This is a genomic window from Nocardia sp. NPDC059764, from assembly GCF_042732555.1.
In the GTDB taxonomy this organism is placed as follows: Bacteria; Actinomycetota; Actinomycetes; order Mycobacteriales; family Mycobacteriaceae; genus Nocardia.
The window spans coordinates 1-23,414 of the sequence record NZ_JBHWHH010000118.1; the positions used below are offsets into that span (position 1 = coordinate 1).

Sequence of the window (23,414 nt, forward strand, 5' to 3'; positions counted from 1 at the left end):
GGACCCGTGTTGTCGTGTCGCTGTGCGGCTAGCCGCGGCGGCGGGACTTGATCAAGTCCATGCGCTCCTGCAGCAGCTCCTCGAGCTCTTCCTTGCTGCGACGCTCGAGCAGCATGTCCCAGTGGGTGCGGGGCGGCTTGACCTTCTTGGGCTCCTGGGTGGTGCCCTCCATGAGCGTGCCCTCCTGGCCGTTGCGGCACAGCCAGGTCGGGGGGATTTCGGCGTCGTCGGCGAACGGGACGTCGAATTCCTCGCCGTTGTCGGTGCGGTACCGCGCCATCCGACGCGGCGCCAGGTCGTGGTCGCGGTCGGTCTCGTAGCTCACCGCTCCGAGCCGAGACCCCCGGAGTACGCGATCTGCCATGAGTGCGGTCCCTTCTCGCCTGTCGGCAATGTTCTACTTCAGTGTTTCTGCAGCTGCGGTACGTAGTGTCAACGCCGCCGCGCACGTTTCGGTTCCCGTGGGGAGAACCCTGCCATCCTACCCGTGCGGGTCGCCCGGTTTGCTGCGGCGTGCCACTGCACCCGGTCGGGGCCGGAAACCGCTATTGTCTCGGACCATGTCTCGACGCGTGCTGTCCTGCTGCCAGTGGTGCGGGCGGGAGATCGCCGAATCGGAGATCGGACGCCGCCGCCGGTACTGCCGGCAATCGTGTCGCCAGCGGGCGTACGAGCATCGGAACAGTGTGAAGGGCACCGGTATTCCCGAGGATTCGGTGGTCCTGAGCGCCCAGGAGGTGTCGGATCTGTCCGACCGCTGGTTCGCCGCCCGCTGTGCCGCCGAGGACGTGGCCACCGCGGTCTCCGAAGGCGCGGAGATGATCGAACTCGCCGATCTCACCGCGACATTGGTGGCGTTGACCCGTGAGGCCGAACGGCTGCGCTGAGTCGGCCGGTGTGTCCGCTCAGCGTGTACACGATCGCGATCCCCGCGGCCGTGACGGCGGCGACAAGACCGAGCGCGGTGAGGGTTTCGGCATCGGGCGAGGTCACGGGCTGTCCGCGCAGCGCCTGCCACAGCAGCGTCGCCACCAGGCCGGTGTAGCCGAGCGCGAGCACCCCGATCAGCCGGGCGCGGGTGCGTTCGGCGCGCAGCCACCCCACGGTGGGGGCGAGGCGGGCCAGCACGATGGCGGCGATGATGAGCAGCTGGATGCCGTGCAGGCCCGCGAAGTGCGCGATCCGCACGTCACCGCCGGTGGTGCTCCAGTGCGTGACCGGCATGCCCGCGAGCCCGTCGCGGACGCTCGGCTGCCCGTGTTCGACGGTGTGGCCGGCGGCCAGGGTGACCGGATGCCCGTAGGCGTCGGTGGTGTGCTGTTTGCCGCTGTAGCCCATGGTGTAGCCCAGCGCCATCCCGAAGACCGCGATGCCCAGGCCGGTGCGGATGGCCATGGAGGTGGGGTGGTCGGTGACGCGCTGCCACGAAAGGGTCACCGCGATCACCAGATTCGCCAGGAACAGTCCCGGTACGCCGGTCATGAACACCTTCTGGCCGATCGTGTTGAACGCGTCGGTCTCGGTGTTGAAGTGGCTGAAGGTGCCGCGCGCGGCCTGCACGACGACGAACCCGACGTCGGCGACGGCGGTGACGGCGAAGACCGTTCCCATCCACCAGGTCAGGCGCTGCCCGCGGTGCGGGAAGGACACCAGCCAGGCCAGGGTGCCGCAGTACAGGACCATGGCGATGGCGAACTTGAGGGGTTTGAGCCACACCGTCTCGCCGAGCAGCGAGCGGTCGTCGAAGACCATGGCGCACAGGGAGAACAGGGCCATGGCGGCCATGGCGGCGGTGGTGGCGAGCAGGGGCCGGTGCAGTCGGCGGCTGGGGGCGGGGTCGGTGAGCGGCGCGAGCGTCGGACGATCGAGCGTGGTCATGGGGCTGACGGTAGGTTCGCGATCCGCCGGCGCACGTCCCCCGGCGGTGGTGTGGCCACCCCGTACCCGGGTATGAGAAACGGCCCCGGCGGTAGCGCCGGGGCCGTTTCCCATCGTGCGGACGACGTTGTCGCACAAACCGATCCGTGCACCCCTCATCGGTGCTCGGAGTGGCCGAGGGGGTTCGGTGGGTCTAGTCCGCGGAAGCGACACCGAAGTCGACGCCGCGGCCGGCCAGCCAGCCGATCGGGTCGATGGGCGCGCCGGGGGCGGTGTGCACCTCGTAGTGCAGGTGCGGGCCGGTGGAGTAGCCGCGGCTGCCGACGGTGGCGAGCACGTCGCCGGCGCGCAGCTGCTGGCCGACGCCGACCAGGATGTCCTGCATGTGGCCGTAGACGCCGATGGTGCCGTCGTCCTGCTGCACGCGCACCCACAGGCCGAAGCCCGACGCGGGGCCGGCCTCGATCACGGTACCGTCGGTGACGGCGCGGATCGGGGTGCCGAAGCCGTCGCCGAAGTCGATGCCGGCGTGCATGGCGCCCCAGCGGATGCCGAAGCCGGAGGTCAGCGGCCCGTCGACGGGCCGCACGGTGGCGGGCCGGGCCGGCGCGGGCGGAATGCCGGGCAGCGGCGGCAGCGGGATCTTGAGGCCGTTGAGGTAGTCGACGACTTCCTGCGGCACGATCTGGGGCTGCTGGGCCTCGGGCGGGGTGAACGCGGTGAACTGGCCTTCCACGACGGCGGCGTTGGCGACGGAGTCGTGCGCGACGTCGGGGTTGGTGGCGGCGAGGGCGGCCATGGACGCGCCGACGAGGGCGGTCACGGCAACGGCACGGGTCGCGGCTGCTCGGTATCGGCTGGTTCCCCAGAAGCGGGATAACGAATCGGTTACGGGCATGTCTCGAAGCTACGAGATCTCAGCTCGCGTTAAGAAACCCTGTTGCGACCGTCACATTGATACAAAAGCCCAGTTCGACGGTTACAGAGTGATAACGACACGCAGGTAATTCTGTGATGACGTTGGCTTGTGTCGATAACGCGTGTATTGACCAGTGATCGACCTGGCGGCACTCTATGTAAGTGCCCACTAATGGAGTGAAGGTGCTCAGCGCGCTCGCCGACGACACCCGGCGCGCGGTCTTCGAGTCCCTCCCACAAGGCCCCAAGGCCGTCGGTGAGATCGCCGAGGCCCTGGGCGTGACCAGCTCGGCGGTCTCGCAGCATCTGAAGGTGTTGCGCGAGGCCCGCCTGGTGATGGTGCGCCCGCAGGGCAATCGCCGCCTGTACTCCCTGGACCCGCGCGGCCTGGCCGACGCCCGCGACTATCTCGAGCAGTTCTGGCCCAGCGCCATCGCCGCCTACTCGGCTGCCCTGTCCGAGGCGAAGGCCGCACCCGAAGGGGAGTAGTCGGCCCCGACGCGTTGGCGTACCGCAGGTCGGGAGCGCCCGGCCGTGCCGCGGCCCGCCTGCTCGAGGGGGCGATACGGTGTCGAGTGGGTGCGTCGGTCGGAGTGCAGCGGCAACGTCGCGTGGGTCTGCCCGGCTGGTCGGTCCCTGTGGTCTTTATCGTCAGCGGGGTGTCGCTGTACGCGGGTGCCGCGATCGGTGTGCGGTTGTTCGACACGGTCGAGCCGGCGACGGTCGCCTGGCTGCGGGCCGCGGCGGCCGGGGTGGCGCTGCTGATCTGGCGACGGCCGTGGCGCGCCCGCTGGACACGCCGCGCGGTGCTGGTGGCCTCCGGGTTCGGGGTGGTCACCCTCGGCATGAACATCGCCTTCTATGAGGCGATCGCGCGGATTCCGCTCGGGACCGCGGTGGCCATCGAGTTCCTGGGCCCGATCGCGGTGGCGGCCGGGCAACGGGATCCGCGGGTGCCCGCCACCGATACGGGGGTCTAGCCGACGCGCCGGTAGGCCTGCTGGGTGCGGCGGTCGAGGCCGGTGCCGGGCCAGGGGCGTTTGCGCAGTTGCTTGTCGGCGGCGTTGATCACCTCGGGGACACCGATCTTCAGCAGTCCGGGGTCGATGACGTCGGCGTCCGGGTCGCCGGACTGTCCGGCCCACAGCACGGCGTGGCGGCCGAGCAGGTGCGGGGGCGGTCCGCTGCGGCTGGGCGGGTTGGGGCCGAACAGCTGCACGGTGCGGGTGCCGAAGGCGGCGGCCAGGTGCGCGACGCCGGTGTCGCCGCAGACCACGAGCGCGGCTTCGGCGACGGTGGCGGCCAGTTCGATGAGGTTTTGCTGTCCCGCGAGGACCCGCGCCGGTGAGAGTCCCGCGCGGGAGGCGACGCCGAACGCGGTCTCGCGTTCGGATTCGTCACCGGTCAGCACGACCTCGCGGTCCTGCACCAGCAGGTGCCGGACCACCGCGGCGAACCGGTCGGGTGGCCAGCGGCGGGCGGGTGCGCCCGCGCCGATGTGGACGACCACGGCGTCGCGGTGGCTGGTGGTGGCGACTGGCGGCACCAGGCCGAGGTTGCGGCGGTCGGCGGCGATGCCGTCGTATTCGAGCAGATGGCACCAGCGGTCCACGTCGTGCATATCGGGTTCCCAGGCGGGTCCGGCGAGGTCGGGGAAGGCCGGATTGCGGTAGGACAGAATGCGGTCGGGGCGGGTGTGCGAGAGTTCCACGATGCCCTCGGCGCCGGGGCCGTCGAGGTTGACCGCCAGCGCGGGCGCGGGGCCGTCCCAGCGGAGCCCGAAGTCGCTGACCGGGATCATCTCGTCGACGCAGGCGATGAGGTCGACGATCGGTTTGAGGCGATGGGGGGCGGCGAGTGCGATGTGGTCACCGGGCCGGGCCCGGCGCAACGCGCGCAACGCGGGAACAGCGGTGAGCAGATCACCGAGTCCACGTGCTCGCAGCACTAGTACAACCGCCACTGAACCTCTCCTAGCCGGCCACGCTGCCCACAACGCCTTGATCCACCACGTGCGGGGACCATCGGGTGAGGACTACCCGGCCTGTCCGGGGGCGAAACCCTCGGACCGGTCCGCACGGACAGTCGGTGCCTCCCTGTCCGATTCGCGAAAAATCGCGGGTACTACCGGCTGTCGTTGTGGGGTTCCGATCGACTACCGTGACACCCATGACCTTCGTCTACAACCTCATGGTGACGGCTCATCTGCTGGGTATGGCGGCCGTGGTCGGCGGGTACGCCGCCGCGCAGCCGCGCGTGTCGGAACTGATGGTGTGGGGCGCGCGCGTGCAGGTCCTCACCGGCGTGATCCTGGTGGGTATGGCCGAGTCGATCGACTCGCTGCACAAGGACCCGAACATGGCGAAGATCATCACCAAGCTGGTGGTGGCCGTGGCGGTCGCCGCGTTCGCCGAGATGGGTCGCGCCGACGCCAAGCGCGGCAAGGAGGTCGCGTGGATGACCCACGCCGCGGGTGGCCTGGCGATCCTGAACGTGCTGATCGCCGCCCTCTGGAAGTGATCGTCCGCGAGAGGGCTTTCGAGACGACATTATGAAATGACGGCGATGCCGCATCGGGTGCGTACGTGCACTCGATGCGGCATCGGGCGTTTCGGGGTCAGGGCCGTCCGATGAGTTCGGGCGGCACCTCGCGGGCGTGGTGACGGGCCAGGCTCTTGGCGAGTTCGGCCGCGACCACGGCGTGCCCGGCCATGGTGAGGTGGATCCGGTCCGCCGAGAGCCAGTCCTCACGCAGCCGCGCGGGATGGTCCCAGAACTCGGTGAGGACGGCGTCGCGGCGGCGGGCGATGCGGCGGACCGACTGCGCGAACTCGGCGAACCGCGGCCGCAGCGGGGCCAGTCGCCCGGCAAAGGCGTCGGCGAGGGTGAACAGCGCGAGCCGCGCGCCGGTGGCGGCGACGCTCGCGCACAGATCGTCGAGATCGGCTTCCACGGTCAGCGGGCCGGCGTCGCGCAGGAACAGATCGTTGCCGCCGCAGGAGACCACCACCAGATCCGGCCCGAACTCCTCGAGCGCGGACAGTTGCCCGGCGCGCACGTCGGCGATGACCGCACCGACCACACCGGTGTTGAGGTAGACGGCGTCGGGGTGCGCGGCGTGCAGCCAGCGGCCCAATCGGTCCGCCCACGACACGGTTTCGTAGCCGGGCCACGGGTCGCCGGTGCCCGCGGCGGTGGAGTCGCCGATGACGGCGAGGCGGCGGAACCCCACCGCGCGCATCATGGCGGCGGCCGCCGTATCGGAGAGCGTGTAGGGATCGGTGTTCTCGGTGCGGTCGGTCATGAGGGGGTCTCCTCGGTGCGGACGGGCAGCGCCGCGAGCACGGCCGTGACGACGGCGATGGCGGCACAGCACGCGAACAGGGTGTGGAAGGCGGTCAGCGGCTGCCCGGGATGGGCGGCGAACACCGCGGCCAGCAGCGCGACGCCGAGCGCGCCGCCGGATTGGCGGGCGGTGATGTTCATGCCGACCCCGGCCGCGAACCGCTGCGGGGGCAGCGCCCGCGCGGCGGCGGTGCCCAGCACGGTGACGAGGATGCCGATGCCGCCGCCGCCCAGGATTCCGGCGGGCACCCACCCGGACCAGAGCGCGGGTTCGGTGTCGAAGACCCCGGTGCTCATGTACAAGGTGGACGCGGCGAACATCAACGCGCCCAGCACTCCGAGCCGGCGTTGCCACGGCACGGGTGCGCGGCCGGCGAGGACCGCGGTGATCATGGAGGCGACCGCGCCGATGCTCATGGCCGCCGCGGACTCCAGCACGGAGTACTGCCAGATGGCGTCGAGCCACAGCGGTCCGGCCAGCAGCCACGCGAACATGGTGGCGCCGAACACGAACGAGACGGCGTTGACGAGGGCGTAGGCGCGGCTGCGCCACAGTCCGATGGCGATGGCCGGGCGCGGATGCCGCCGCGACCGCCACAACGCCAGGCTCAGCAGGACGAGCCCGATCAGCGCGCTGCCCAGGGTGCGGGCGTCGGTCCACCCCCATTGCTGTCCTTGGGTGACCGCGGCGACGACGGTGCCGATACCGAGTCCGGTGGCGACGGCCCCGAGTAGATCGGGCAGTCCGTGCGGTTGGCGGTGTTCGCCGCGGGCCAGTCGCCATCCGGCGGCGATGAGCGCGGCCGCGACGGGCATGTTGATGACGAAGACCGACCGCCACCCGAACCAGTCCACGAGTGCCCCGCCCACGGCCGGGCCGACGGTCGCGGCGAATCCGCCCGCGGCGGTCCAGGCGGCCATGGCCGTGCCGACGCGTTCGGGTGGGCTGCTGCTCAGGACGAGCGCGAGTCCGGCGGGAATGAGGAAGGCCGCGGTGCCGCCTTGCAGGAATCGTCCGGCGATGAGCCATTCGGCGCCGGGTGCGAGGGCGCACAGCAGGGAGGTGAGGGCGAATCCGGCCAGGGCGGTGAGGAATACGCGGCCGCGTCCCAGGGTGTCGGCGAGTTGCCCGGCGGGGGTGAGCAGGGCGGCGAAGGCGACGGCGTAGCCGCTGACCACCCAGGTGAGGGTGCCGGCGGCGGTGTCGGGGTAGTCGCGGGTGATCTCGGGGAAGGCGATATTGACCACGGACAGGTCGAGGAAGGACATGAACGCCGCGCCGGAGGCGACGAGCAGCGCGAGTTTGGCCGCGCGGCCGGAGTCGGCGGAGGCGGTCGCGGGGGTGCGGGTGGGTGCGGGTGGGGAGGTGTCGGCGCTCGGCCGGTGGGTGGTGTCGGTCATGACGGGCTCTCTGCGTGGCGGTCGGGAGCGGGATCAAAACAGTACGCACGATCGTTCGTATTGTTGAAAAGTACGACCGATCGTGCGTTTACGCAACAGGTGATGCGAGGATGGGTTCATGGACGAACCGGTGCGCGCTTCCGACCAGGAGATTTCCGATCAGCGTCGGCTCAAGGGCGCGCGGGCCCGCGCGAGCATCGCCCGGCACGCCGCCGACGTCGCCTCGGTCGAAGGGCTGACGGGGTTGAGTCTGGGGCGGCTGGCCGAGGACCTCGGGGTCAGCAAATCCGGGGTGGCGACCCTGTTCGGCAGCAAGGAGAACCTGCAACTGGCCGCGGTGGCCGCCGCGCGCGAGGTGTTCATCGACACTGTCGTGCGCCCGGCCCTCGCCGCGGACCCGGGCCTGCCGCGGTTGCGCGCGCTGATGGACCGCTGGTTCGATTACATCGGTGAGCCGGTGCTGCCCGGTGGCTGCTTCCGGGGTGCGTGCCAGCCGGAGTTCGACAGTCGTCCCGGCCCGGTGCGCGACGCGCTGGCCGCCGATCGAGAGGACTGGTTCACGGTGCTGGTCGAGGAGATCGGCCGCGCCCAGGAGCAGGGCGCGATGACCGGACTGGATCCGCGAGCGGTCGCGTTCCAGTTCGACGCGGTGGTGTCGGCGGCGAACACCGCGACACGTCTGGGTGATGAGGCCGCGCTGCCGACGGCGCGCGCGATCATCGACGGCCTGCTCGGTTCCGCACCGCAGCGGTGATCATGGCCGTGACCTGCGGGCATTCGTAATCGGTTCGCGCATAGCTTTATTGCACTCGATGCACTGATCGTCAACCCTCGACCTGAATGCGTGGAATGCGTGAATGCAGTTCGAGCGCAGCCGGTTTCACGTGGAGCAATGCATCGGTGTGTTTCACGCCGGGCGTGGCGCGTACATGATGAGCGCGACCCCCAGCCCGCACACCAGCGCCCCGATCACATCCCAGCGGTCGGGCCGGAATCCGTCGAACACCATGCCCCACAGCAGTGATCCCGCTACGAACACGCCACCGTAGGCGGCGAGGATCCGGCCGAAGTGGGCGTCGGGTTGCAGGGTGGCGACGAACCCGTAGCAGCCGAGCGCGATCACGCCCGCGCCCATCCACGCCCAGCCGCGGTGCTCCCGGACCCCCTGCCAGATCAGCCAGGCGCCACCGATTTCGGCGACGGCGGCCAGCCCGAACAACACGATCGATCGCAACACGGTCATGGGAGCACACCCTAGAGTCCGGGCGCGATCCCCGGCCGGACCGCCTCGTGTGCGGTCCGGCCGGGGCCGATCACGGTCGCGCCGGGGCGTTCTCGAACAGTCGCTGCCCGAGGTAGCCGCCCGGCCCGGGCACCCCGGGCGGGATGGCGAACACCGCCGAACCGACCGGGATGGTCCACTGGTTGAGGGCGTCGAACTCGGCCAGCCGCTGCTGCACCGGCAGATACTGGGCGTCGACATCACGCTGGAACGACGCGAACAGCAGCCCCGACTTCGACACCTGCCCGGGTGCGGGCGCGTCGTCGTAGTTGTAGCCGCGGCGCAGGAACCGTTCCCCGTCGTGCGCGTGGTGGGCGCGCGCGATGTGCGATGACGGCGGGATCTTCGGGATGCCGTACCGGTCGGTCACCGCGAAATCGGGTTGGTCGAATTCGCGGGCACCCGACAGGGGTGCGCCGGTGTCGACGGTGCGCCCGACGGTGAGGGCGCGCCCGTCGGCGTCGAGCTCGTCCCAGGTGTCGAGGTTCATGGCGATGCGCCGCAACACCATCGACGTGCCACCCGTGAGCCACGGCTGCCGTGCCCCGTCGTCCCACACCAGGCGATCGAAATCCGGTGTGGCCGGGGCGATGTTGACGGTCCCGTCGACCGACCCCATCAGATTCCGCATGGTCTGCCCGCGCGGCGCGTCCCGGAACCCGCGCTGCACCCATCGGATCGACACCAGCGATTTCACATGCTTGGACAGCACCCGCACCGCGTGCGCGACCGTGGTGGCCTCCTCCCCGCACACCTGCACCAGCAGATCGCCGCCGCAGAAGGCGGGATCGAGCCGGTCGATGGTGAACGGCGGCAAGGGTTTCAGCCAGGAGGGGCGGTGCGCGTCGAGCCCGGCGGCGGTGAACAGTCCCGGCCCGAGCCCGACCGTCACGGTGAGCCGGGCGGGCCGGGCGGCCAGTTCCGGTTCGGTGTCGGCGAGCGCGGGTTTGCCCTGAGTCAGGCGCGCGGCGTCATCGGTCCAGATCTTCAGTAGTCCGATGATGTCCTCGCGGCCCGCGCCCGGCGCGAGATCGAAGGCGGCGAAGGTGGCGTGGCGGGGCGGTTCGGTGGCGATGCCCGCCTGGTGGGCGCCGTGGAAGGCGACGGTGTCCAGTCCGGGGTCGCGGTCGTGCTCACGGTGGGTGAGTGTGGCCGCGCCCCAGCCGATCCCGGCGACGCCGGCCGCGCCCGCCGCGACGGCCCCGCCGCCCAGCAGTCGCCGCCGCGACACCCGCGCGGGGGATTGTGCCGGGTCAGCCACCGTGGGCGGCCTTGTCTGCGGAACCCGCGCCGTCGCCGGAGGGCTGGTAGCTCTCCTTGCCGCCCGCGAAGTCGCGCACCTGCGCGGTGACGGTCGTGGTCGAGCCGTCGGAGAAGGTCAGCGTGATGGGCGTTTCCGAGCCGGTGCGCAGCGGGGCCTTCAATCCCATGAACATCAGGTGGTCGCCGCCGGGTGCGAGGGTGGCGTCGCCGTGGGCGGGGATGACCAGGCCACCGGCCTTGGGGCGCATCATCTTCTCGCCCGCCCCGTTGGGCGCGGTCTCGTGGATCTCGACGGTCTCCGAGGCGGGGCTGGTGGCCGCGACCAGGTTGACCGGCTTGTCGGACTTGTTGTGGAAGACGCCGAACGCGCCCGACATGGGGTGCTCGGCGGGGTTCACGGTCGGGACGGCCTTGATCCACTGATCGGTGAGGGTGATCTGCTCGGCGGCGGTGCCCGCGGCATCGGAGGCGGACGGGGAGTTGGAGCAGGCGACGGGCAGCAGCGCCAGGGTCGAGATCGCGGCGGCCGCGCCCACGCGGCGCGCGAACCCGCCGGTGCGCAACCGGAATCCGTGGCAGAGGGGCATCTGGGACATGGGGTACTCCGTAGGTCAGGGGTGAAGGAAGGACCACCCCGGATCGGTCCCGGCGAACCCCGGTCGGCGCAGCGCTGATTGTCGAGCGAGCCGGTAGAGCTCATCGACGGCGTGGGAAAACGGGTGTCGCGGACCTAGATCGGCGCGAGGTGGGTGGACGAGGCGGCGGCCACCGGCGGGCCGCGACGTCCGATCCCCGGACTGACCAGCAGACGCCGTGCTTCGGCCCGATCATCGGCGACCCGCGCGTGCACGGGTCGTGTCGGCGGGGTGAGGATCGCGCCGAGCGCGAGCAGGAACCGCCGCACGCCGGTGACGGCCCGGCGCAGGCCGGTCTCGGCGGCGCGAATAACGAGCGCGCCCACCGGGATCGCCACCAGGTGGGCGATCAGCATGCCCACAGACGTCGAATGATGATGGTGCCCGGGCGACATCGACAATGCCGCGTGCCCGAGGGCCTGGCCGGCTGCCAGCAGACCCATGGTCCCGGCGAGCCCGTAGCGTGGCCGCAGCGTCGCCACCACGACCCCGATCACCGTGCACGCGCCCACCAGCAGGGGCAGCGCCGAGCCTTGGGACAGGGTCGCGCCACCGCCGAGTCCGTGCGCGAGAATGGCGACCGCCCCCGAGGACACGCCGACGGCAGCGCCGCGCAGGCGCGCGGTGTGATCCGTCGGTGAGCGCACCGCGTCATGCTACGACGTCGTGTCGTCGTCGATGTTTCCAGGTGGTATGACCTGGGTCTCCACAACATCTCCACACGCGCCGCGTTCGATCTCCACGCCGCTTGCCTAATGTCGGCTGCATGGAAACCAGTGCGCGCCGGATCCTGGTGGTCGAGGACGAGCCGACCATCGCCGAATCGATCGCCGCCCGCCTGCGCGCCGAGGGCTACGTCGTCGACATCGCCCATGACGGTCCCGCCGGGGTGGCGGCCGAGGCGGCCGGCGATCCGGACCTGGTGGTGCTGGATGTGATGCTGCCCGGTTTCGACGGACTCGAGGTGTGCCGCCGCATCCAGGCGCGCCGCCCGGTCCCGGTGCTCATGCTGACCGCCCGCACCGACGAGACCGACATGCTCGTCGGGCTCGGCGTCGGCGCGGACGACTATCTGACCAAACCGTTCTCCATGCGGGTGCTCGCCGCCCGCGTCCACGCCCTGCTGCGCCGGGTGGAACGCACCGCCGCGACGGTGGCCACCATCCTCGTCGGTGACCTGCGCATCGACACCGATCAACGGCGGGTGTGGCGCGCGGACAGCGAAACCCAGCTCACGCCACTGGAATTCGAACTGCTCGTGCACCTGGCGCGGCGCCCGCGCACGGTGCTCGCGCGCGAACGACTACTCAGCGAGGTGTGGGGGTGGGCCGACGCCTCGGGCACGCGTGCGGTGGACAGCCACATCAAGGCGTTGCGCCGCAAGCTGGGCGCGGACCTCATTCGCACCGTGCACGGCGTCGGCTACGCCCTGGAGACCCGATGATCGGCGAGACCGCGGCTCCGGTGAGCGGGGTGCGGGCGCTCGTGAACCGGGTGGCGGCGCGCCTGCCGCGGCCTCTGGACCGGGTGCCGTCGATCAAGGCGAAACTGGCGATCCTCATGGTCGGTTCCGGCACGGCCGCGTTCGGCTACTTCGCGATCCGCATCGGCGTGTTGCCGCCGCGCGCCACCGTCGTCGCCATGGTGTTCGCGCTGCTGATCTCCCAGGTGCTGGCCCACGGGATGACGATGCCGTTGCGGGAGATGACCGCCGCGGCCAAACATATGGCGCAGGGCGACTATTCGCGCCGGGTGCGCGCCACCTCCCGCGACGAGGTCGGCCAGCTGGCGGTGGCGTTCAATCAGATGGCCGCCGACCTGGCCGCCGCCGATCAGCAGCGGCGCGAGTTCATCGCCAATGTGTCCCACGAACTGCGCACCCCGATCACCGCCCTGGGCGCGGTGCTGGAGAACCTGGTCGACGGTGTCGCCCAACCGGATCCGGCGACCCTGCGCACCGCCCTCGCCCAGACCCAGCGGCTGAGCCTGCTGGTGTCGGAACTGCTCGCCTTGTCGAGCATCGAGGCGGGCGCGGTGCGCCTGGACCGCGAACCGGTGGACCTCGAGCCGCTGCTGAGCGAGGTGGTCGCCGAAGCGGAGGTGATGGCCGCCGCCGTGGACCGTCCGGTCCGCTTCACCGTCGCCGTCGCCCCCGGTCTGACCGTGCACGCCGACCCCGCCCGCCTGCACCAGGTGCTGCTCAACCTGCTCGACAACGCGACCCGTCACGGCCCCGCCCACGGTGAGGTCCGCGTCCACGCCCATACCTTCCACGGCCGCATCGTCATCGAGGTCTCCGACGACGGCCCCGGCATTCCCGCCGCCGAACGCGCCCGCGTCTTCGAACGCTTCACCCGCGGCGGCCGCGCCAGCGGCGGCGGCACCGGCCTGGGTCTGGCCATCGCCCGCTGGATCGTCGACCTGCACGGCGGCACCATCGCCGTCGCCGACCCGGGCTCCCGCATCCGCATCACCCTGCCCCCACCCTGACCAAACAGGCACTTCTCACCCAATCCCGACCGGAACCCCGGCGGCGCACCGCGCTCCCCGGGCCGGTCCCGCACACCCGATGGAGGAACCCATGCCCGACAAACCCACGCCCACACCACCTCCCGATCCCACGGCACCGGCATCGGCGAGCTCCTCCGCCACCGAACCGGAGACTCCGGCCGTCGAATCAGCCGCGCCTGTCGCCCCTGCGGTGGCGTCGACCGTCGAATCAGCCGCAAGCGCTGCCGATCCGGCGCGATCGGCGGAGGGGCCTGCTCCGGCCGACCTCGATCCGGCGGCATCGACCGAGCGCGCCGCCGCGCCTGTTCCCGAACCGGCCGCGGCCACCGAGAACCCGGCTGTGCCCGTGGTGGGAGGGGCGATTGCCGACCCTGCACTCGCCGATCCGATCCGACCTCTCGTCTCGGCGGCGGCGGTACCGCCGCCGGCGCCCGCGATGGCGGGTACGGCGCCGGCGGGAGCCGGTGGTCCCGCGCAGTGGCCGACCACGTGGCCGGGCGCGTGGCAGCCCCATCCCGCCACGGTTCCGCAATCCGCTGCGCCGTGGCCCTTTCGTGCTGCGCCGCAACGGATTCCGTCGCGGTCGGAGCGGGTTCCGGCGCCGAACGGGTTGCTTGCCGCCACGGCCGCTGCGGGGTGTGCGGCCGCGGTACTGGTACCCCTGGATCGTCCCGGCATCGGATGGCTGCTCGCCGGACTGGCGATCACCGGCACGGTGTACGCGGTCGATCGCGCGGCGCGGAACGCGGAGTGGGACGACGAGGACGACTCGGACCGGAGTGACGTCGGCCGCGTGGACGAGGGACCGGAGACGGGCCTGAGCGGAGCGGGTGAACGCGGTGACGCCCGGGACGATGTCGCGAGCGACAGCGCAGCCCGCGCCGACAGCCCAGCCCGCGATGGTGTCGCAGACACCGGTGACGGCCATGGCGTCGGTGCCTCCCACGCCGATCAGACAGCGGCCGAAACACCGTCGTCGACGGAGACTGGTCTTGTCACGGGTATCGGTGGCCTGCTGCCCGCTGGTCTCGCGGACGTGCCCTGGGGTCGTGTCTGGTGGACGGGTGTGGCGTTGGCCCTGCTGTCGGTGGGTGCTTTCCGCGCCGCGCCCTGGCTTTTCGTGCTGTGCCTGGCCGGTGCGGCGGTCGCCGGATCGCTGGCGGTGGTGCCGCGGTCGGCCTACGGGGCCTGGTTCGACGCGCTCGCGGTGCCGTTCGCGGGCCTGAATTCGTGGCCGTGGCTGTATCGGGCGATGACCCGTACACGGGAGCGGGCGGGGACGGGCACCCAGCGGGTGTGGTGGTCGATCGGTGCGGCTGCCGCGCTACTGCTGATCATGGTGCCGCTGCTGGCGGGCGCCGACGCGGTGTTCGCGGGTCTGGTGGACGGGCTGATCCCGGCCGTCGACGTTCCGGCGGTGATCCGGTGGGTCGCGGTGTTCGTGGTCGCCGGGTCCGGGGTGACCGGCGCGTTGTACCTGCTGGCCGGTCCGCCTCCGGCGGCGGTCGACGACGACTCGTTGCCGGGCCGGGACCGGGGTCGGGTCGCGCGCCGGATCTCGCTGCTGGAGTGGGGAATCCCGGTGGGCGCGTTGACGATCGTGTTCACGGCGTTCGTGGCCACCCAGGTGGCGGTGCTGTTCGGTGGCGACGGCTATGTGCAGCGCACCGCGAGCCTCACCTACGCCGAGTACGCGCGCAGCGGCTTCTGGCAGTTGTCGGTCGTGAGCCTGCTGACCCTCGCCGTGATCGGTGTCGTGCTGCGTTTCGCCGCGCAGGACGGTGTCACCGAGCGCAGCTGGCTGCGGATCGCGATCGCCGTGGTGATCGGCCTGGTGCTGGTGATCGTGGCGTCGGCGCTGCACCGCATGTGGACCTATCAGCAGGCGTACGGGTTCACCCTGCTGCGGCTGCTGGTGGAGGTGTTCGAAGGCTGGATCGCCCTGGTGTACCTGATGCTGCTCGCCGGCCTGGTGCGCCTGCGCCGGTACTGGGTGCCGCGCGTGGCCGTCGGCGCCGCCCTGACGACCCTGCTCGCCTTGTCGGTCCTGAACCCGGAAGGCTTCGTCGCCGACCGCAATATCGCACGCTGGCAGTCGGGCAAGCGCCTCGACACCCACTACCTGTCGGACCTGTCCCCGGACGTGCTGCCCGCCACCGACCGGCTGCCCGAGCCCCAGCGCTCCGCCATCGCGAATGCCGTCCGCGAACGCCTGAAGGACGATTCCTGGCAGGGCTGGAACTACTCGCGCGCGACCGCGACCCGCTGATCAGCCGAAGCTGACCGGTGTCCAGCTCTGACCCGCGTCGCGGGTGGCGAGCATCATGGTGGGCACCGGTCCGTTTCCGGGGCGGCTCAGCACCACGAAACCGGTTGTCTCGGTGACGAACTCACCCGACACCGGCTGCCAGCCGCGGTCGGGCGCGGTGTAGACGGTGGTCCAGGTCTCGCCGCCGTCGGTGGATGTCAGCAGGCGTTCGTCGACGGCGGCGACCAGATGGGTGGCATCGGCGGGCAGCAACACGGCCTTGGCGGACCGTGACGGGGACAGCTGCCCGGTCTCGGTGAACGTGACACCCCCGTTGACCGAGGTCACCACCCGGGCGGCGCTGCCGTCGGCGGACGCCGAGAGACCACACAGCGCCACGAGCCGCTTCTCCGATACCGCGTGCCAGTCGTCGGGCCCGCTGCTCCCGCACGGCAGCTGCCACGGCGTCCAGGCGCCGTCGACCATTCGGGCGCCGTTCCTGCCGCGGCCGGTGACCACCATCCAGGCCCGGCTTCCGGCAGCCGACACCACGGGGACCGGGTAGGGGCCGCCGGTACCGGGCACCGCGACCTCGACGGGTCCGGTCCACGCGTCGCGGGTGATCGGGCTGGTGAACACCGCGGTCTGCTCATCGGCTCGCGCCGCCGCCACCCAGACGGCGCCCTCGGCCACGGTGAGCGACCACGCCGGTTCCGCCGTCTTGATGTCGATATCGGTCTCGCGCCAGCTGGTTCCGCCGTCGTGGGTGGCGAACAGCTTGTCGCGGGTCCCGATCCAGCCGTTGCGGGCGTCGGCGAACTTCACCCATCCACCATGGTGACCGGCGTCGCGCAGCGGGGCCGGGAGCGGCATCTCCCGCCAGGTGTGCCCGCCATCGGTGGTGTGCCGCAACGCCTGGCACAGCAGGGCCGGGCACGGATAGCTGCGGCCCAGCACCCAGCCCTCGTCCGCGGAGACGAAGTTGATCGAATCGGGTTGGAAGCCCACCGGATCCGGGGCCGCGGCGAGCGTGGCCGCCGGGGTCGCGGTCGGCGCCGCAGGTGTGGGGCGGGGACTCGCCGCCTCCGGTGTGGTCGTGGTTCTGGTCGCCGAGTCCGGCCCACTGTCACCGTCGTCGATGGTGAGCCCCGCGATCACCCCCGCGGCGAGCACCGGCATTCCGACCCCGATGACTCCGGCCAGTACGACCGGATTCGCCCGCAACCGCACCGGATGGGACTCCCTTCGACACGAACCCGGGCCGCGTTCCCGGACGGTCGCCCGGCGGCCCTGTGGCACAACGGGATCGAGTATGCCCGTTGTCGGCCGGTTACGCCCGTCCCGAGGTCAGCGGCCTCCGCGCTGCGCGGCCAGCCGGACCGCGACATCCCCGATCAGGTCGTAGGGGATGGGGTCGCGCAGCGGGAACTTCAACGTGCCCTTGCCCCTCAGATAGGGCGCGATCGCCCGCTGGAACCCGTCGTCGCCGGTGGGCACCGGGTACACCGACAGGAAGGTCTTCCAGCCCGCGAAATACATGACGGCCTTGCCGTTCACCTGGACCGCGGGGATCTGGTAGCTGATGGTCTCCGACGCGTCGGGCAGGGCGGCGTGGATGGTGGCGCGAATCTTCTCAAGGGCGGCGCGGGCCGGGGCGGGCTGGGCGGCCAGGTAGTCGTCGACGGTCGCGGGCTCTGTCATGTACGGCCACCCTTCCGTGGCTCGGGGAGAGAGCTTCGTCCGCTTCGACGGTACCGGGCTGCCCGCCCGCGCCGGATCGATGCCAGGCGTTTCAGCCGTTCAGCCGCTCCAGCAGCCGCAACGCCGCGTCCCGCATGCCGTCGACGGAGTCGGTGACATAGAGCAGATCGATGAAGAAGTCGTCGAATCCGGTATCGGCCGCGACCGTTTCGACGGTCTGCGCCACCTGTTCGAGATCGGTGCCCGCGGCCACGTTCACCCGCAGCACCGTCCCGATGGCGGCCGGATCACGACCCGCCGCGACCGCCGCGTCGTCGATGAGCCCGCGCAAAGCCAGCAGCTGCTTGCCCCACCCGGGCGGACCCGGCACCGGCACCACCGGCAGCCACCCGTCCCCACGCCGCCCGATGCGGGCCAACGCGGCCGGATTGAACGCGCCCAGGTGAATCGGGGGCCGCCGCACCGGCTTCAACGCACTGCGATGCTCGGGCACCGACACGAACCGGCCCTCGTACCCGGCCGGGTCGCTGGACCAGATGGCCTCGAGCGCGTCGAGGGTCTCGTCCAGCCGCGCCCCGCGCTGCGCGAACGGCACACCCGCGGCCGCGTACTCCTCCGGCGACCACCCGATCCCGAACCCCGGAATCAGTCGCCCTTGGCTCACCACATCGATCGTGGTCAGCGACCGCGCCAGCAGCGCGGGCCGATACATCGGCGCGATCAGCACATTCGCGCCCAACCGCACCCGCTCGGTCACCGCCGCCGCGATCCCCAGCACCAGGAACGGATCCAGCACCGCGTTGAACTCGTCCGGAATCCGGTCGGTCCCGCCGTACCCGACCGACGGGTTGGTGGCGGCGATGAGCCGGTCACCCACCCACACACTGTCGGCGCCCGCCTCCTCCAACGCGGTCGCGTACTGCGCGATCCGTGCGCCCTCCCGGGCCTGGGCACCGAACTGTGGAAGCGAGAAGCCAATTTTCACCCTTCCGGTGATACCAGACAGGATGGGAGCGTGGGTGAACACAAGGACCGCATGCTCGCCGGCGAGCTCTACCGCGACAACGACCCCGAACTCGTCGCCGAACGCCGCCGCTGCCAAGAACTGCTCGACACCTTCAACGCCACCCGCGCCGGGGAGGACACACAACGGCGCGCCGTACTCGAACAACTGCTCGGCGCCATCGGCGAGGGCTCCTGGATCATACCGCGCTTCCAATGCGACTACGGCCGCCTGATCCGGCTGGGCCGCAACAGCTTCCTCAACTACGACGCCATCATCCTCGACTGCGCCCCGGTCACCATCGGCGACGACGTCTCCATCGGCCCGCGTGCCCAACTGCTCACCGCCCTGCACCCGATGGACGATCACGAACTGCGCCGCGCCCGCTGGGAAACCGCCGCACCCATCAGCATCGGCGACAATGTGTGGCTCGGCGGCGGAGTCATCGTCTGCCCGGGCGTGACCATCGGCGCGAACACCGTCGTCGGCGCGGGCAGCGTCGTCACCCGCGACCTGCCCGCCCGGGTCTTCGCCGCGGGCAACCCGGCCCGCGTCATCCGCGAACTGTCAGCATTACCCGCGGGGTAATGGCTTGGCGTGGTTGATCGTTCGTAGGATCGGGGGATGGCGACACCCACCGCTGGCGACCTGCTGCGACACTGGCGCACCGCGCGCCGGCTCAGCCAGCTCGAGCTCGCCGGCCGCGCGGACACCTCCACCCGGCACCTGAGCTTCATCGAAACCGGCCGCGCCACCCCCAGCCGCCACATGCTGCTGCACCTGTCCGACGAACTCGACATCCCACTGCGCGAACGCAACCGGATGCTGCTCGCCGCCGGATACGCCCCCGTGTACGCCGAACCCGAACTCGACACCCCCGCCATGCGCCCTATCCGCGACGCCGTCCGGCAGATCCTCACCGGCCTCGAACCCCACCCCGCCCTCGCCATCGACGCCACCTGGACCATGATCGACGCCAATGCCGGGATCGCCCTGTTCCTCGACGGACTCGACCCGGCGCTGCTGCGCCCACCGGTGAACGCCCTGCGACTGACCCTGCACCCCGACGGCCTCGCCGGCAGCATCATCAACCTCGCCGAATGGCGCGGACACCTGTTCGAACGGCTGCAACGCCAGATCGACGTCACCGGATCACCCGAACTCACCGACCTGCTCGACGAAATGCGCACCTACCCCGGCGGCGAGGACGGCCCCGGCCTGCCCGAACCCGACCAGGCCGTGGTGCCGCTGCGAATGCGGCTCGACGGACACGAACTCGCCTTCCTCAGCGCCACCACGGTTTTCGGCACACCCATGAACGTGACCGTCGCCGAACTCGCCATCGAAGCGTTCCTGCCCGCCGACGCCGCCACCGCGACCCTGCTCCGGGAACGACTCACTCCATCCGACTAGTCGGTCCGCGCGGGTGGTCCGATACCGCACAATGAGGATCCATGGACGTGCCCGCGCACCTCGCCCACCTCACCGGCACCCCCGTCGCGCACCTGCACCCACTCGGCCACAGCCACGCCTGGACCCTCCACCGCGCCGACATGACCGACGGACGAGAACTGTTCGTCAAAGCCATCGACGACACCGACTCCGGCATCGACGGAATCCTGACCGCCGAAGCCGCCGGGCTGCGCTGGCTCGCCACCGGGCACGCCGGCCTCGTCCCCACCGTCGTCGCCGCCGACGAACGCATGCTCGTCCTGCCCTGGCAGCCACCACAACCCGCCGACCCCACAGCCGCCGAACACCTCGGACACAACCTCGCCACCCTGCACACTCTCCACCCCGAGACACTCGGAGCGCCCTGGCCCGGATACATCGCGACCCTGCCCCTGGACAACACGCCCGGCACAGGGGAGTGGGGAACCTGGTACGCCGAACACCGCCTGGCCCCCTACCTCCCCGCCGCCGCCCCCGAACTCGGCCGCGACGGCCAACGACTGATCGAACGCGTCATCGACCGCATCACCGACCTCGCCGGACCACCCGAACCACCCGCCCGCCTGCACGGAGACCTCTGGTCCGGAAACATCCTGTGGTCGCGCGGCCGCGCACTGCTCATCGACCCGGCCGCACACGGCGGACACCGGGAGACGGACCTGGCCATGCTCGCCCTGTTCGGCGCGCCCCACCTCGACCGCATCCTCGGCGCGTACCAGGACACCGCACCCCTGAGTTCGGGCTGGCGGCAACGGGTCCCACTGCACCAGCTGCATCCCCTGCTGGTGCACGTGGTGCTCTTCGGCGGTTCCTATCGCGGGATGCTGCTCGCCGCCGCGGCCTCAGCCCTCGCGGGCTGACGTCTCAGCTCTCCCGGATCGGTCAGCCACCGACCACGGGAGCCAGGACCTGCTCAACCCACGCACGGAACGTCGTCGGGCTCGCGGCCGCCTCCGCGCGCGGCACCCCATCATCGAGACCCTCGTTCTTGGCACGCATCATGTCCACGAACCCGGTCGCCATCGCATCACTCACCCCACGCGCGATCTGCCCGGCGTGAGCCTGCTCCAGAGACTGACGCTCGTACCGCACCGGCCGGCCGAGCACCTCGGACACGATGTCCGCCATATCGTTCGGCGACAGGTCCTCCGGCCCCAGCAACGCCACCTCCCCGGCGCCCGACCAGGAACGGTCCAGCAGCAGACCCGCGGCCGCCGCCGCGATATCACGCGTCGCCACCGTCGCGGCTTTGCGATCGGCCGGCACCGTGCCAGTGAACACCCCGTCCTCGCGGATCGAGTTCGCCTGCCACACCAGGTTGTCCATGAACGACGGGTTGGCCAGCGCCCGATACGCCACACCCGAACCCGCGATGAGGTCGTCCATCGCCAGCGACGCCGTCACATGCCCGGCACGACCCGCCACCGCCGTACCGCGCCCGAGCGCGGACACCCCCACCACATGCCCGACCCCGTGCGCTCTGAACGCCTTCGCCGCGGCCTGGGTGAACCCGGAGAACGCGGCATCCAGACTCGCCCCGGCGGAATCCGGCGGAACCAGCCAGAAGACCGCGTCCGCACCGGCGAACGCCCGATCCACCACATCGGGATCACCGTGCGACCCGGCAACGACATCGATCCGGGACCGGACCGACTCCGGCAACCTCGCCGGATCACGCACGATCACACGCAATTCATCGGTGCGAGTAGAGGTTTCGAAGAGCATCTGCAACAACTGGCCACCGATGTGCCCGGTGGGAGCGGTAAGAACGATCATCCTTCGAGTCTCGTGACCGGCCGCCGCGACGTCCAAGACCCTTTCCAACAATTGATACCGTGAGGGTATGGATCTGGACCTGCGCAAGCTCCGCTACTTCGCCGCCGTAGCCGAGCACCGCAACTTCGGCCGCGCCGCGCAACAGCTCTACATCGCCCAACCCGTCCTCAGCCGCCAGATCAAAGCCTTCGAACGCGAACTCGACTGCACCCTGCTCATCCGCACCACCCGCAGCGTCGAACTCACCGCCGCCGGACACCAGCTCTACGAGGAAGCCCAAGGCATCCTCGCCGCCGTCGACGCCGCCGTCCGCCGCGTCCACAACGCCGACCGCGGCGTCCGCCGCCTCGTCGTCGCCTTCTCCGTCGGACTCCACGTCTCCGAGATCCTCCGCGACTTCTCCACCCGCCACCCCGACGTCGAAACCGACGTCGTCCCCGCCCGCTGGTGGGAACGCGACGCACCCCTGCGCGACGGCCGCGCCCAGATCGCCTACCTCCGCAGGCCTTTCGACGAAACCGGCCTCCGCGTCATCCCCATCGGCCACGACCCCGGCGTAGCCTGCCTCCCCGCCGCGCACCCCCTCGCCACGCGCCCCGAACTCACCCTCGCCGACCTCGACGGCGAACGCATGCTCGACGTCGCCGCCCGCCGAACCCCCACCCTCGAGGAGAAATTCGAACTCATCGCCTCCGGCCACGGCCTCCTCATCGTCCCCCGCAGCGTCGCCCGCGCCTACGTCCGCCCCGACCTCGTCCACCGCCCCGTCACCGACGCCCCCGGCTCCGAAACCTGCCTGGCCGTCACCGCCGACCCGGCCGAACTCGTCCGCGAATTCCTGGACCTCGCCATTCCCGCCTTGCGAAATGGTGTGCGCTAGCGTTGCCGAGGTGCAGCTGCTGCGAATTCACCACGTTGCGATCATCGCGTCGGATTACGAGAAGTCGAAGTCGTTTTACACCGAAATTCTCGGCCTGCGGATTCTCGCGGAGAACTATCGGGCCGAAAGACGCTCGTACAAGCTGGATCTCGCCCTGCCGGATGGCGGGCAGCTGGAGCTGTTCTCGTTTCCGGAGCCACCGCCACGCCCCTCGCGCCCCGAGGCGGCCGGCCTGCGGCACCTGGCGTTCGTGGTGCCGAATGTGGGGGAGGCCCTGGCCGGGCTGCGGGGGAGGGGAGTGGCCGTGGAGGAGGAGCGGGTCGACGAGTACACGGGGAAGCGGTTCGCGTTCTTCGCCGATCCCGACGGGCTGCCGCTCGAACTGCACGAAGCGTGAGGTTGGGTCCCGGGACTCGCCGGGACCTTCTGAATCGACCATTAGGAAATAGAACTATGCGCATCTGCGCATGTAGCTCTATTTCGAACCATCTCCGACACTCACCACCGCACACACCTTCCTGACCACACCCATCACCAGCGAACCTCGAAGAGGGGAGCGGGTATTCGATGCCGCTCGGTCGCTGGATTGGGCGCTCCCATACGATGGGCAACATGACCAAAGTGCTCCTGAAGACCTCCGCCGGGGACATCACCCTGGAACTGGACGACGCCAAGGCACCGAAGACCGTTGCCAACTTCGTCGACTACGTGAAGTCGGGCCACTACGCGGACACCGTGTTCCACCGCGTGATCCCGAACTTCATGATTCAGGGTGGCGGCCTGACTGCGAACATGCAGCAGAAGCCGGCCCCGCAGACGGTCGAGAACGAGGCCGCCAACGGCCTGAAGAATGACAAGTACACCGTCGCCATGGCGCGCACCTCGGCCCCGCATTCGGCCAGCGCGCAGTTCTTCATCAACACCAGCAACAACGGTTTCCTGAACTACCCGGGCCAGGACGGCTTCGGGTACGCGGTGTTCGGCAAGGTCGTCGACGGCGAAGCCGTCGTGGACGCCATCGAGGGTGTGCAGACCGGCAACAAGTCCGGCCACCAGGATGTGCCGGTCGAGGCCATCACCATCCTGTCCGCCGAGCTGGTTTGACCTACTCGCGACAATTC

Annotated in this window: 28 protein-coding genes; 14 read left to right on the forward strand and 14 right to left on the reverse strand. The window is 70.6% G+C overall.

The window, feature by feature from the left end; translation table 11 throughout:
- Window positions 1–28: 28 nt before the first annotated feature.
- Entirely contained in the window at window positions 29–364 is a 336-nt protein-coding gene (locus ACFV4K_RS23875) for an RNA polymerase-binding protein RbpA (protein ID WP_213555785.1), read from the reverse strand.
- Between the two features lie 196 nt (window positions 365–560).
- On the opposite strand from ACFV4K_RS23875, the gene ACFV4K_RS23880 reads away from it, so the two are divergent.
- Window positions 561–887: a hypothetical protein gene (locus ACFV4K_RS23880; RefSeq protein WP_033086730.1), complete on the forward strand. Its 327-nt coding sequence runs from the start codon at window positions 561–563 to the stop codon at window positions 885–887.
- Here ACFV4K_RS23880 and ACFV4K_RS23885 read toward each other — a convergent pair.
- Complete coding sequence (locus ACFV4K_RS23885; RefSeq protein ID WP_379277835.1) at window positions 838–1,878, reverse strand: hypothetical protein; 1,041 nt, start codon at window positions 1,876–1,878, stop codon at window positions 838–840. The genes ACFV4K_RS23880 and ACFV4K_RS23885 overlap by 50 nt on opposite strands.
- Window positions 1,879–2,071: 193 nt before the next feature.
- Window positions 2,072–2,776 (reverse strand): M23 family metallopeptidase, encoded by a 705-nt coding sequence (locus tag ACFV4K_RS23890; protein WP_379277837.1) that lies wholly within the window; start codon window positions 2,774–2,776, stop codon window positions 2,072–2,074.
- A gap of 182 nt (window positions 2,777–2,958) precedes the next feature.
- Between ACFV4K_RS23890 and ACFV4K_RS23895 the strand changes: the two genes are divergently transcribed.
- Both ACFV4K_RS23895 and ACFV4K_RS23900 read left to right on the forward strand, forming a co-directional pair.
- Window positions 2,959–3,285 carry an ArsR/SmtB family transcription factor gene (locus ACFV4K_RS23895; protein ID WP_379277838.1) on the forward strand — a complete coding sequence of 109 codons (327 nt, stop codon included), beginning with the start codon at window positions 2,959–2,961 and terminating at the stop codon, window positions 3,283–3,285.
- A gap of 170 nt (window positions 3,286–3,455) precedes the next feature.
- Complete coding sequence (locus tag ACFV4K_RS23900; RefSeq protein ID WP_379277839.1) at window positions 3,456–3,776, forward strand: DMT family transporter; 321 nt, start codon at window positions 3,456–3,458, stop codon at window positions 3,774–3,776.
- On the opposite strand, the gene ACFV4K_RS23905 is transcribed toward ACFV4K_RS23900, so the two are convergent.
- Window positions 3,773–4,759, reverse strand: coding sequence for a glycosyltransferase family 9 protein (locus ACFV4K_RS23905; RefSeq protein ID WP_379277840.1), 987 nt, complete (start codon window positions 4,757–4,759; stop codon window positions 3,773–3,775). The two genes, ACFV4K_RS23900 and ACFV4K_RS23905, sit on opposite strands and share 4 nt — an antisense overlap.
- 206 nt (window positions 4,760–4,965) lie before the next feature.
- Between ACFV4K_RS23905 and ACFV4K_RS23910 the strand changes: the two genes are divergently transcribed.
- On the forward strand, window positions 4,966–5,316 hold the full coding sequence (locus ACFV4K_RS23910) for a hypothetical protein (protein ID WP_213555781.1): 351 nt from the start codon (window positions 4,966–4,968) through the stop codon (window positions 5,314–5,316).
- Between the two features lie 97 nt (window positions 5,317–5,413).
- Here the strand turns inward: ACFV4K_RS23910 and ACFV4K_RS23915 are convergent, their stop codons facing one another.
- Both ACFV4K_RS23915 and ACFV4K_RS23920 read right to left on the reverse strand, forming a co-directional pair.
- Window positions 5,414–6,100 (reverse strand): SGNH/GDSL hydrolase family protein, encoded by a 687-nt coding sequence (locus tag ACFV4K_RS23915; RefSeq protein ID WP_379277841.1) that lies wholly within the window; start codon window positions 6,098–6,100, stop codon window positions 5,414–5,416.
- Window positions 6,097–7,542, reverse strand: coding sequence for an MFS transporter (locus tag ACFV4K_RS23920; RefSeq protein WP_379277842.1), 1,446 nt, complete (start codon window positions 7,540–7,542; stop codon window positions 6,097–6,099). The genes ACFV4K_RS23915 and ACFV4K_RS23920 overlap by 4 nt, the downstream gene beginning before the upstream one ends.
- A gap of 118 nt (window positions 7,543–7,660) precedes the next feature.
- Between ACFV4K_RS23920 and ACFV4K_RS23925 the strand changes: the two genes are divergently transcribed.
- Window positions 7,661–8,296, forward strand: a complete 636-nt coding sequence (locus ACFV4K_RS23925) for a TetR/AcrR family transcriptional regulator (protein WP_379277843.1) — start codon at window positions 7,661–7,663, stop codon at window positions 8,294–8,296.
- Between the two features lie 153 nt (window positions 8,297–8,449).
- On the opposite strand, the gene ACFV4K_RS23930 is transcribed toward ACFV4K_RS23925, so the two are convergent.
- From ACFV4K_RS23930 to ACFV4K_RS23945, 4 genes are all read right to left on the reverse strand, one after another.
- Complete coding sequence (locus ACFV4K_RS23930; RefSeq protein WP_379277844.1) at window positions 8,450–8,785, reverse strand: YnfA family protein; 336 nt, start codon at window positions 8,783–8,785, stop codon at window positions 8,450–8,452.
- A gap of 70 nt (window positions 8,786–8,855) precedes the next feature.
- Window positions 8,856–10,085, reverse strand: a complete 1,230-nt coding sequence (locus tag ACFV4K_RS23935; RefSeq protein ID WP_379277845.1) for a Dyp-type peroxidase — start codon at window positions 10,083–10,085, stop codon at window positions 8,856–8,858.
- Entirely contained in the window at window positions 10,078–10,674 is a 597-nt protein-coding gene (locus ACFV4K_RS23940; protein ID WP_379277858.1) for a copper chaperone PCu(A)C, read from the reverse strand. Before ACFV4K_RS23940 ends, ACFV4K_RS23935 begins: the two co-directional genes overlap by 8 nt.
- A 143-nt stretch (window positions 10,675–10,817) precedes the next feature.
- Entirely contained in the window at window positions 10,818–11,369 is a 552-nt protein-coding gene (locus tag ACFV4K_RS23945; protein ID WP_379277846.1) for a hypothetical protein, read from the reverse strand.
- A 119-nt stretch (window positions 11,370–11,488) separates the two neighbouring features.
- On the opposite strand from ACFV4K_RS23945, the gene ACFV4K_RS23950 reads away from it, so the two are divergent.
- The 3 genes from ACFV4K_RS23950 (at window position 11,489) to ACFV4K_RS23960 (ending at window position 15,502) form a co-directional block, all read left to right on the forward strand.
- Entirely contained in the window at window positions 11,489–12,166 is a 678-nt protein-coding gene (locus tag ACFV4K_RS23950; RefSeq protein ID WP_379277847.1) for a response regulator, read from the forward strand.
- A 41-nt stretch (window positions 12,167–12,207) separates the two neighbouring features.
- Window positions 12,208–13,212, forward strand: coding sequence for an ATP-binding protein (locus tag ACFV4K_RS23955; protein WP_379277859.1), 1,005 nt, complete (start codon window positions 12,208–12,210; stop codon window positions 13,210–13,212).
- 631 nt (window positions 13,213–13,843) lie between these two features.
- The gene (locus ACFV4K_RS23960) at window positions 13,844–15,502 is read left to right on the forward strand and encodes a DUF4153 domain-containing protein (RefSeq protein ID WP_379277848.1); all 1,659 of its coding nucleotides are present in this window, start codon (window positions 13,844–13,846) and stop codon (window positions 15,500–15,502) included.
- Here the strand turns inward: ACFV4K_RS23960 and ACFV4K_RS23965 are convergent, their stop codons facing one another.
- From ACFV4K_RS23965 to ACFV4K_RS23975, 3 genes are all read right to left on the reverse strand, one after another.
- On the reverse strand, window positions 15,503–16,711 hold the full coding sequence (locus tag ACFV4K_RS23965) for a hypothetical protein (RefSeq protein WP_379277849.1): 1,209 nt from the start codon (window positions 16,709–16,711) through the stop codon (window positions 15,503–15,505). It abuts the gene before it with no gap.
- Between the two features lie 117 nt (window positions 16,712–16,828).
- On the reverse strand, window positions 16,829–17,182 hold the full coding sequence (locus ACFV4K_RS23970; protein ID WP_379277850.1) for an iron chaperone: 354 nt from the start codon (window positions 17,180–17,182) through the stop codon (window positions 16,829–16,831).
- Between the two features lie 91 nt (window positions 17,183–17,273).
- On the reverse strand, window positions 17,274–18,167 hold the full coding sequence (locus tag ACFV4K_RS23975; protein WP_379277851.1) for a TIGR03619 family F420-dependent LLM class oxidoreductase: 894 nt from the start codon (window positions 18,165–18,167) through the stop codon (window positions 17,274–17,276).
- Between the two features lie 30 nt (window positions 18,168–18,197).
- Between ACFV4K_RS23975 and ACFV4K_RS23980 the strand changes: the two genes are divergently transcribed.
- Genes ACFV4K_RS23980 through ACFV4K_RS23990 form a run of 3 tightly spaced genes read left to right on the forward strand, consistent with a single transcriptional unit; the run spans window position 18,198 to window position 20,497 of the window.
- A complete protein-coding gene (locus tag ACFV4K_RS23980; RefSeq protein ID WP_379277852.1) occupies window positions 18,198–18,773 on the forward strand; it encodes a sugar O-acetyltransferase in 576 nt (191 codons plus the stop codon).
- 36 nt (window positions 18,774–18,809) lie between these two features.
- Entirely contained in the window at window positions 18,810–19,598 is a 789-nt protein-coding gene (locus tag ACFV4K_RS23985; protein ID WP_379277853.1) for a helix-turn-helix domain-containing protein, read from the forward strand.
- 41 nt (window positions 19,599–19,639) lie between these two features.
- Window positions 19,640–20,497 carry a fructosamine kinase family protein gene (locus ACFV4K_RS23990; protein WP_379277854.1) on the forward strand — a complete coding sequence of 286 codons (858 nt, stop codon included), beginning with the start codon at window positions 19,640–19,642 and terminating at the stop codon, window positions 20,495–20,497.
- A gap of 22 nt (window positions 20,498–20,519) precedes the next feature.
- On the opposite strand, the gene ACFV4K_RS23995 is transcribed toward ACFV4K_RS23990, so the two are convergent.
- Complete coding sequence (locus ACFV4K_RS23995; RefSeq protein WP_379277855.1) at window positions 20,520–21,413, reverse strand: NAD(P)H-binding protein; 894 nt, start codon at window positions 21,411–21,413, stop codon at window positions 20,520–20,522.
- Window positions 21,414–21,480: 67 nt separating this feature from the next.
- Here ACFV4K_RS23995 and ACFV4K_RS24000 point away from each other — a divergent pair, with 67 nt between their 5' ends.
- The 3 genes from ACFV4K_RS24000 (at window position 21,481) to ACFV4K_RS24010 (ending at window position 23,397) form a co-directional block, all read left to right on the forward strand.
- On the forward strand, window positions 21,481–22,293 hold the full coding sequence (locus ACFV4K_RS24000) for a LysR family transcriptional regulator (protein WP_379277856.1): 813 nt from the start codon (window positions 21,481–21,483) through the stop codon (window positions 22,291–22,293).
- 10 nt (window positions 22,294–22,303) lie between these two features.
- Window positions 22,304–22,690 carry a VOC family protein gene (locus ACFV4K_RS24005; RefSeq protein WP_379277857.1) on the forward strand — a complete coding sequence of 129 codons (387 nt, stop codon included), beginning with the start codon at window positions 22,304–22,306 and terminating at the stop codon, window positions 22,688–22,690.
- A 215-nt stretch (window positions 22,691–22,905) separates the two neighbouring features.
- Window positions 22,906–23,397, forward strand: a complete 492-nt coding sequence (locus tag ACFV4K_RS24010) for a peptidylprolyl isomerase (RefSeq protein WP_357085817.1) — start codon at window positions 22,906–22,908, stop codon at window positions 23,395–23,397.
- Window positions 23,398–23,414: the final 17 nt, after the last annotated feature.

Coding starts and splice junctions, on each gene's coding strand:
- ACFV4K_RS23890 (WP_379277837.1), bottom strand. CDS start 2,776: ATGCCCGTAACCGATTCGTTATCCCGCTTCTGGGGAACCAGCCGATAC.
- ACFV4K_RS23910 (WP_213555781.1), top strand. CDS start 4,966: ATGACCTTCGTCTACAACCTCATGGTGACGGCTCATCTGCTGGGTATG.
- ACFV4K_RS23950 (WP_379277847.1), top strand. CDS start 11,489: ATGGAAACCAGTGCGCGCCGGATCCTGGTGGTCGAGGACGAGCCGACC.
- ACFV4K_RS24000 (WP_379277856.1), top strand. CDS start 21,481: ATGGATCTGGACCTGCGCAAGCTCCGCTACTTCGCCGCCGTAGCCGAG.
- ACFV4K_RS23990 (WP_379277854.1), top strand. CDS start 19,640: ATGGACGTGCCCGCGCACCTCGCCCACCTCACCGGCACCCCCGTCGCG.
- ACFV4K_RS23985 (WP_379277853.1), top strand. CDS start 18,810: ATGGCGACACCCACCGCTGGCGACCTGCTGCGACACTGGCGCACCGCG.
- ACFV4K_RS24010 (WP_357085817.1), top strand. CDS start 22,906: ATGACCAAAGTGCTCCTGAAGACCTCCGCCGGGGACATCACCCTGGAA.
- ACFV4K_RS23940 (WP_379277858.1), bottom strand. CDS start 10,674: ATGCCCCTCTGCCACGGATTCCGGTTGCGCACCGGCGGGTTCGCGCGC.
- ACFV4K_RS23875 (WP_213555785.1), bottom strand. CDS start 364: ATGGCAGATCGCGTACTCCGGGGGTCTCGGCTCGGAGCGGTGAGCTAC.
- ACFV4K_RS23880 (WP_033086730.1), top strand. CDS start 561: ATGTCTCGACGCGTGCTGTCCTGCTGCCAGTGGTGCGGGCGGGAGATC.
- ACFV4K_RS23915 (WP_379277841.1), bottom strand. CDS start 6,100: ATGACCGACCGCACCGAGAACACCGATCCCTACACGCTCTCCGATACG.
- ACFV4K_RS23930 (WP_379277844.1), bottom strand. CDS start 8,785: ATGACCGTGTTGCGATCGATCGTGTTGTTCGGGCTGGCCGCCGTCGCC.
- ACFV4K_RS23970 (WP_379277850.1), bottom strand. CDS start 17,182: ATGACAGAGCCCGCGACCGTCGACGACTACCTGGCCGCCCAGCCCGCC.
- ACFV4K_RS23995 (WP_379277855.1), bottom strand. CDS start 21,413: ATGATCGTTCTTACCGCTCCCACCGGGCACATCGGTGGCCAGTTGTTG.
- ACFV4K_RS23925 (WP_379277843.1), top strand. CDS start 7,661: ATGGACGAACCGGTGCGCGCTTCCGACCAGGAGATTTCCGATCAGCGT.
- ACFV4K_RS23885 (WP_379277835.1), bottom strand. CDS start 1,878: ATGACCACGCTCGATCGTCCGACGCTCGCGCCGCTCACCGACCCCGCC.
- ACFV4K_RS23920 (WP_379277842.1), bottom strand. CDS start 7,542: ATGACCGACACCACCCACCGGCCGAGCGCCGACACCTCCCCACCCGCA.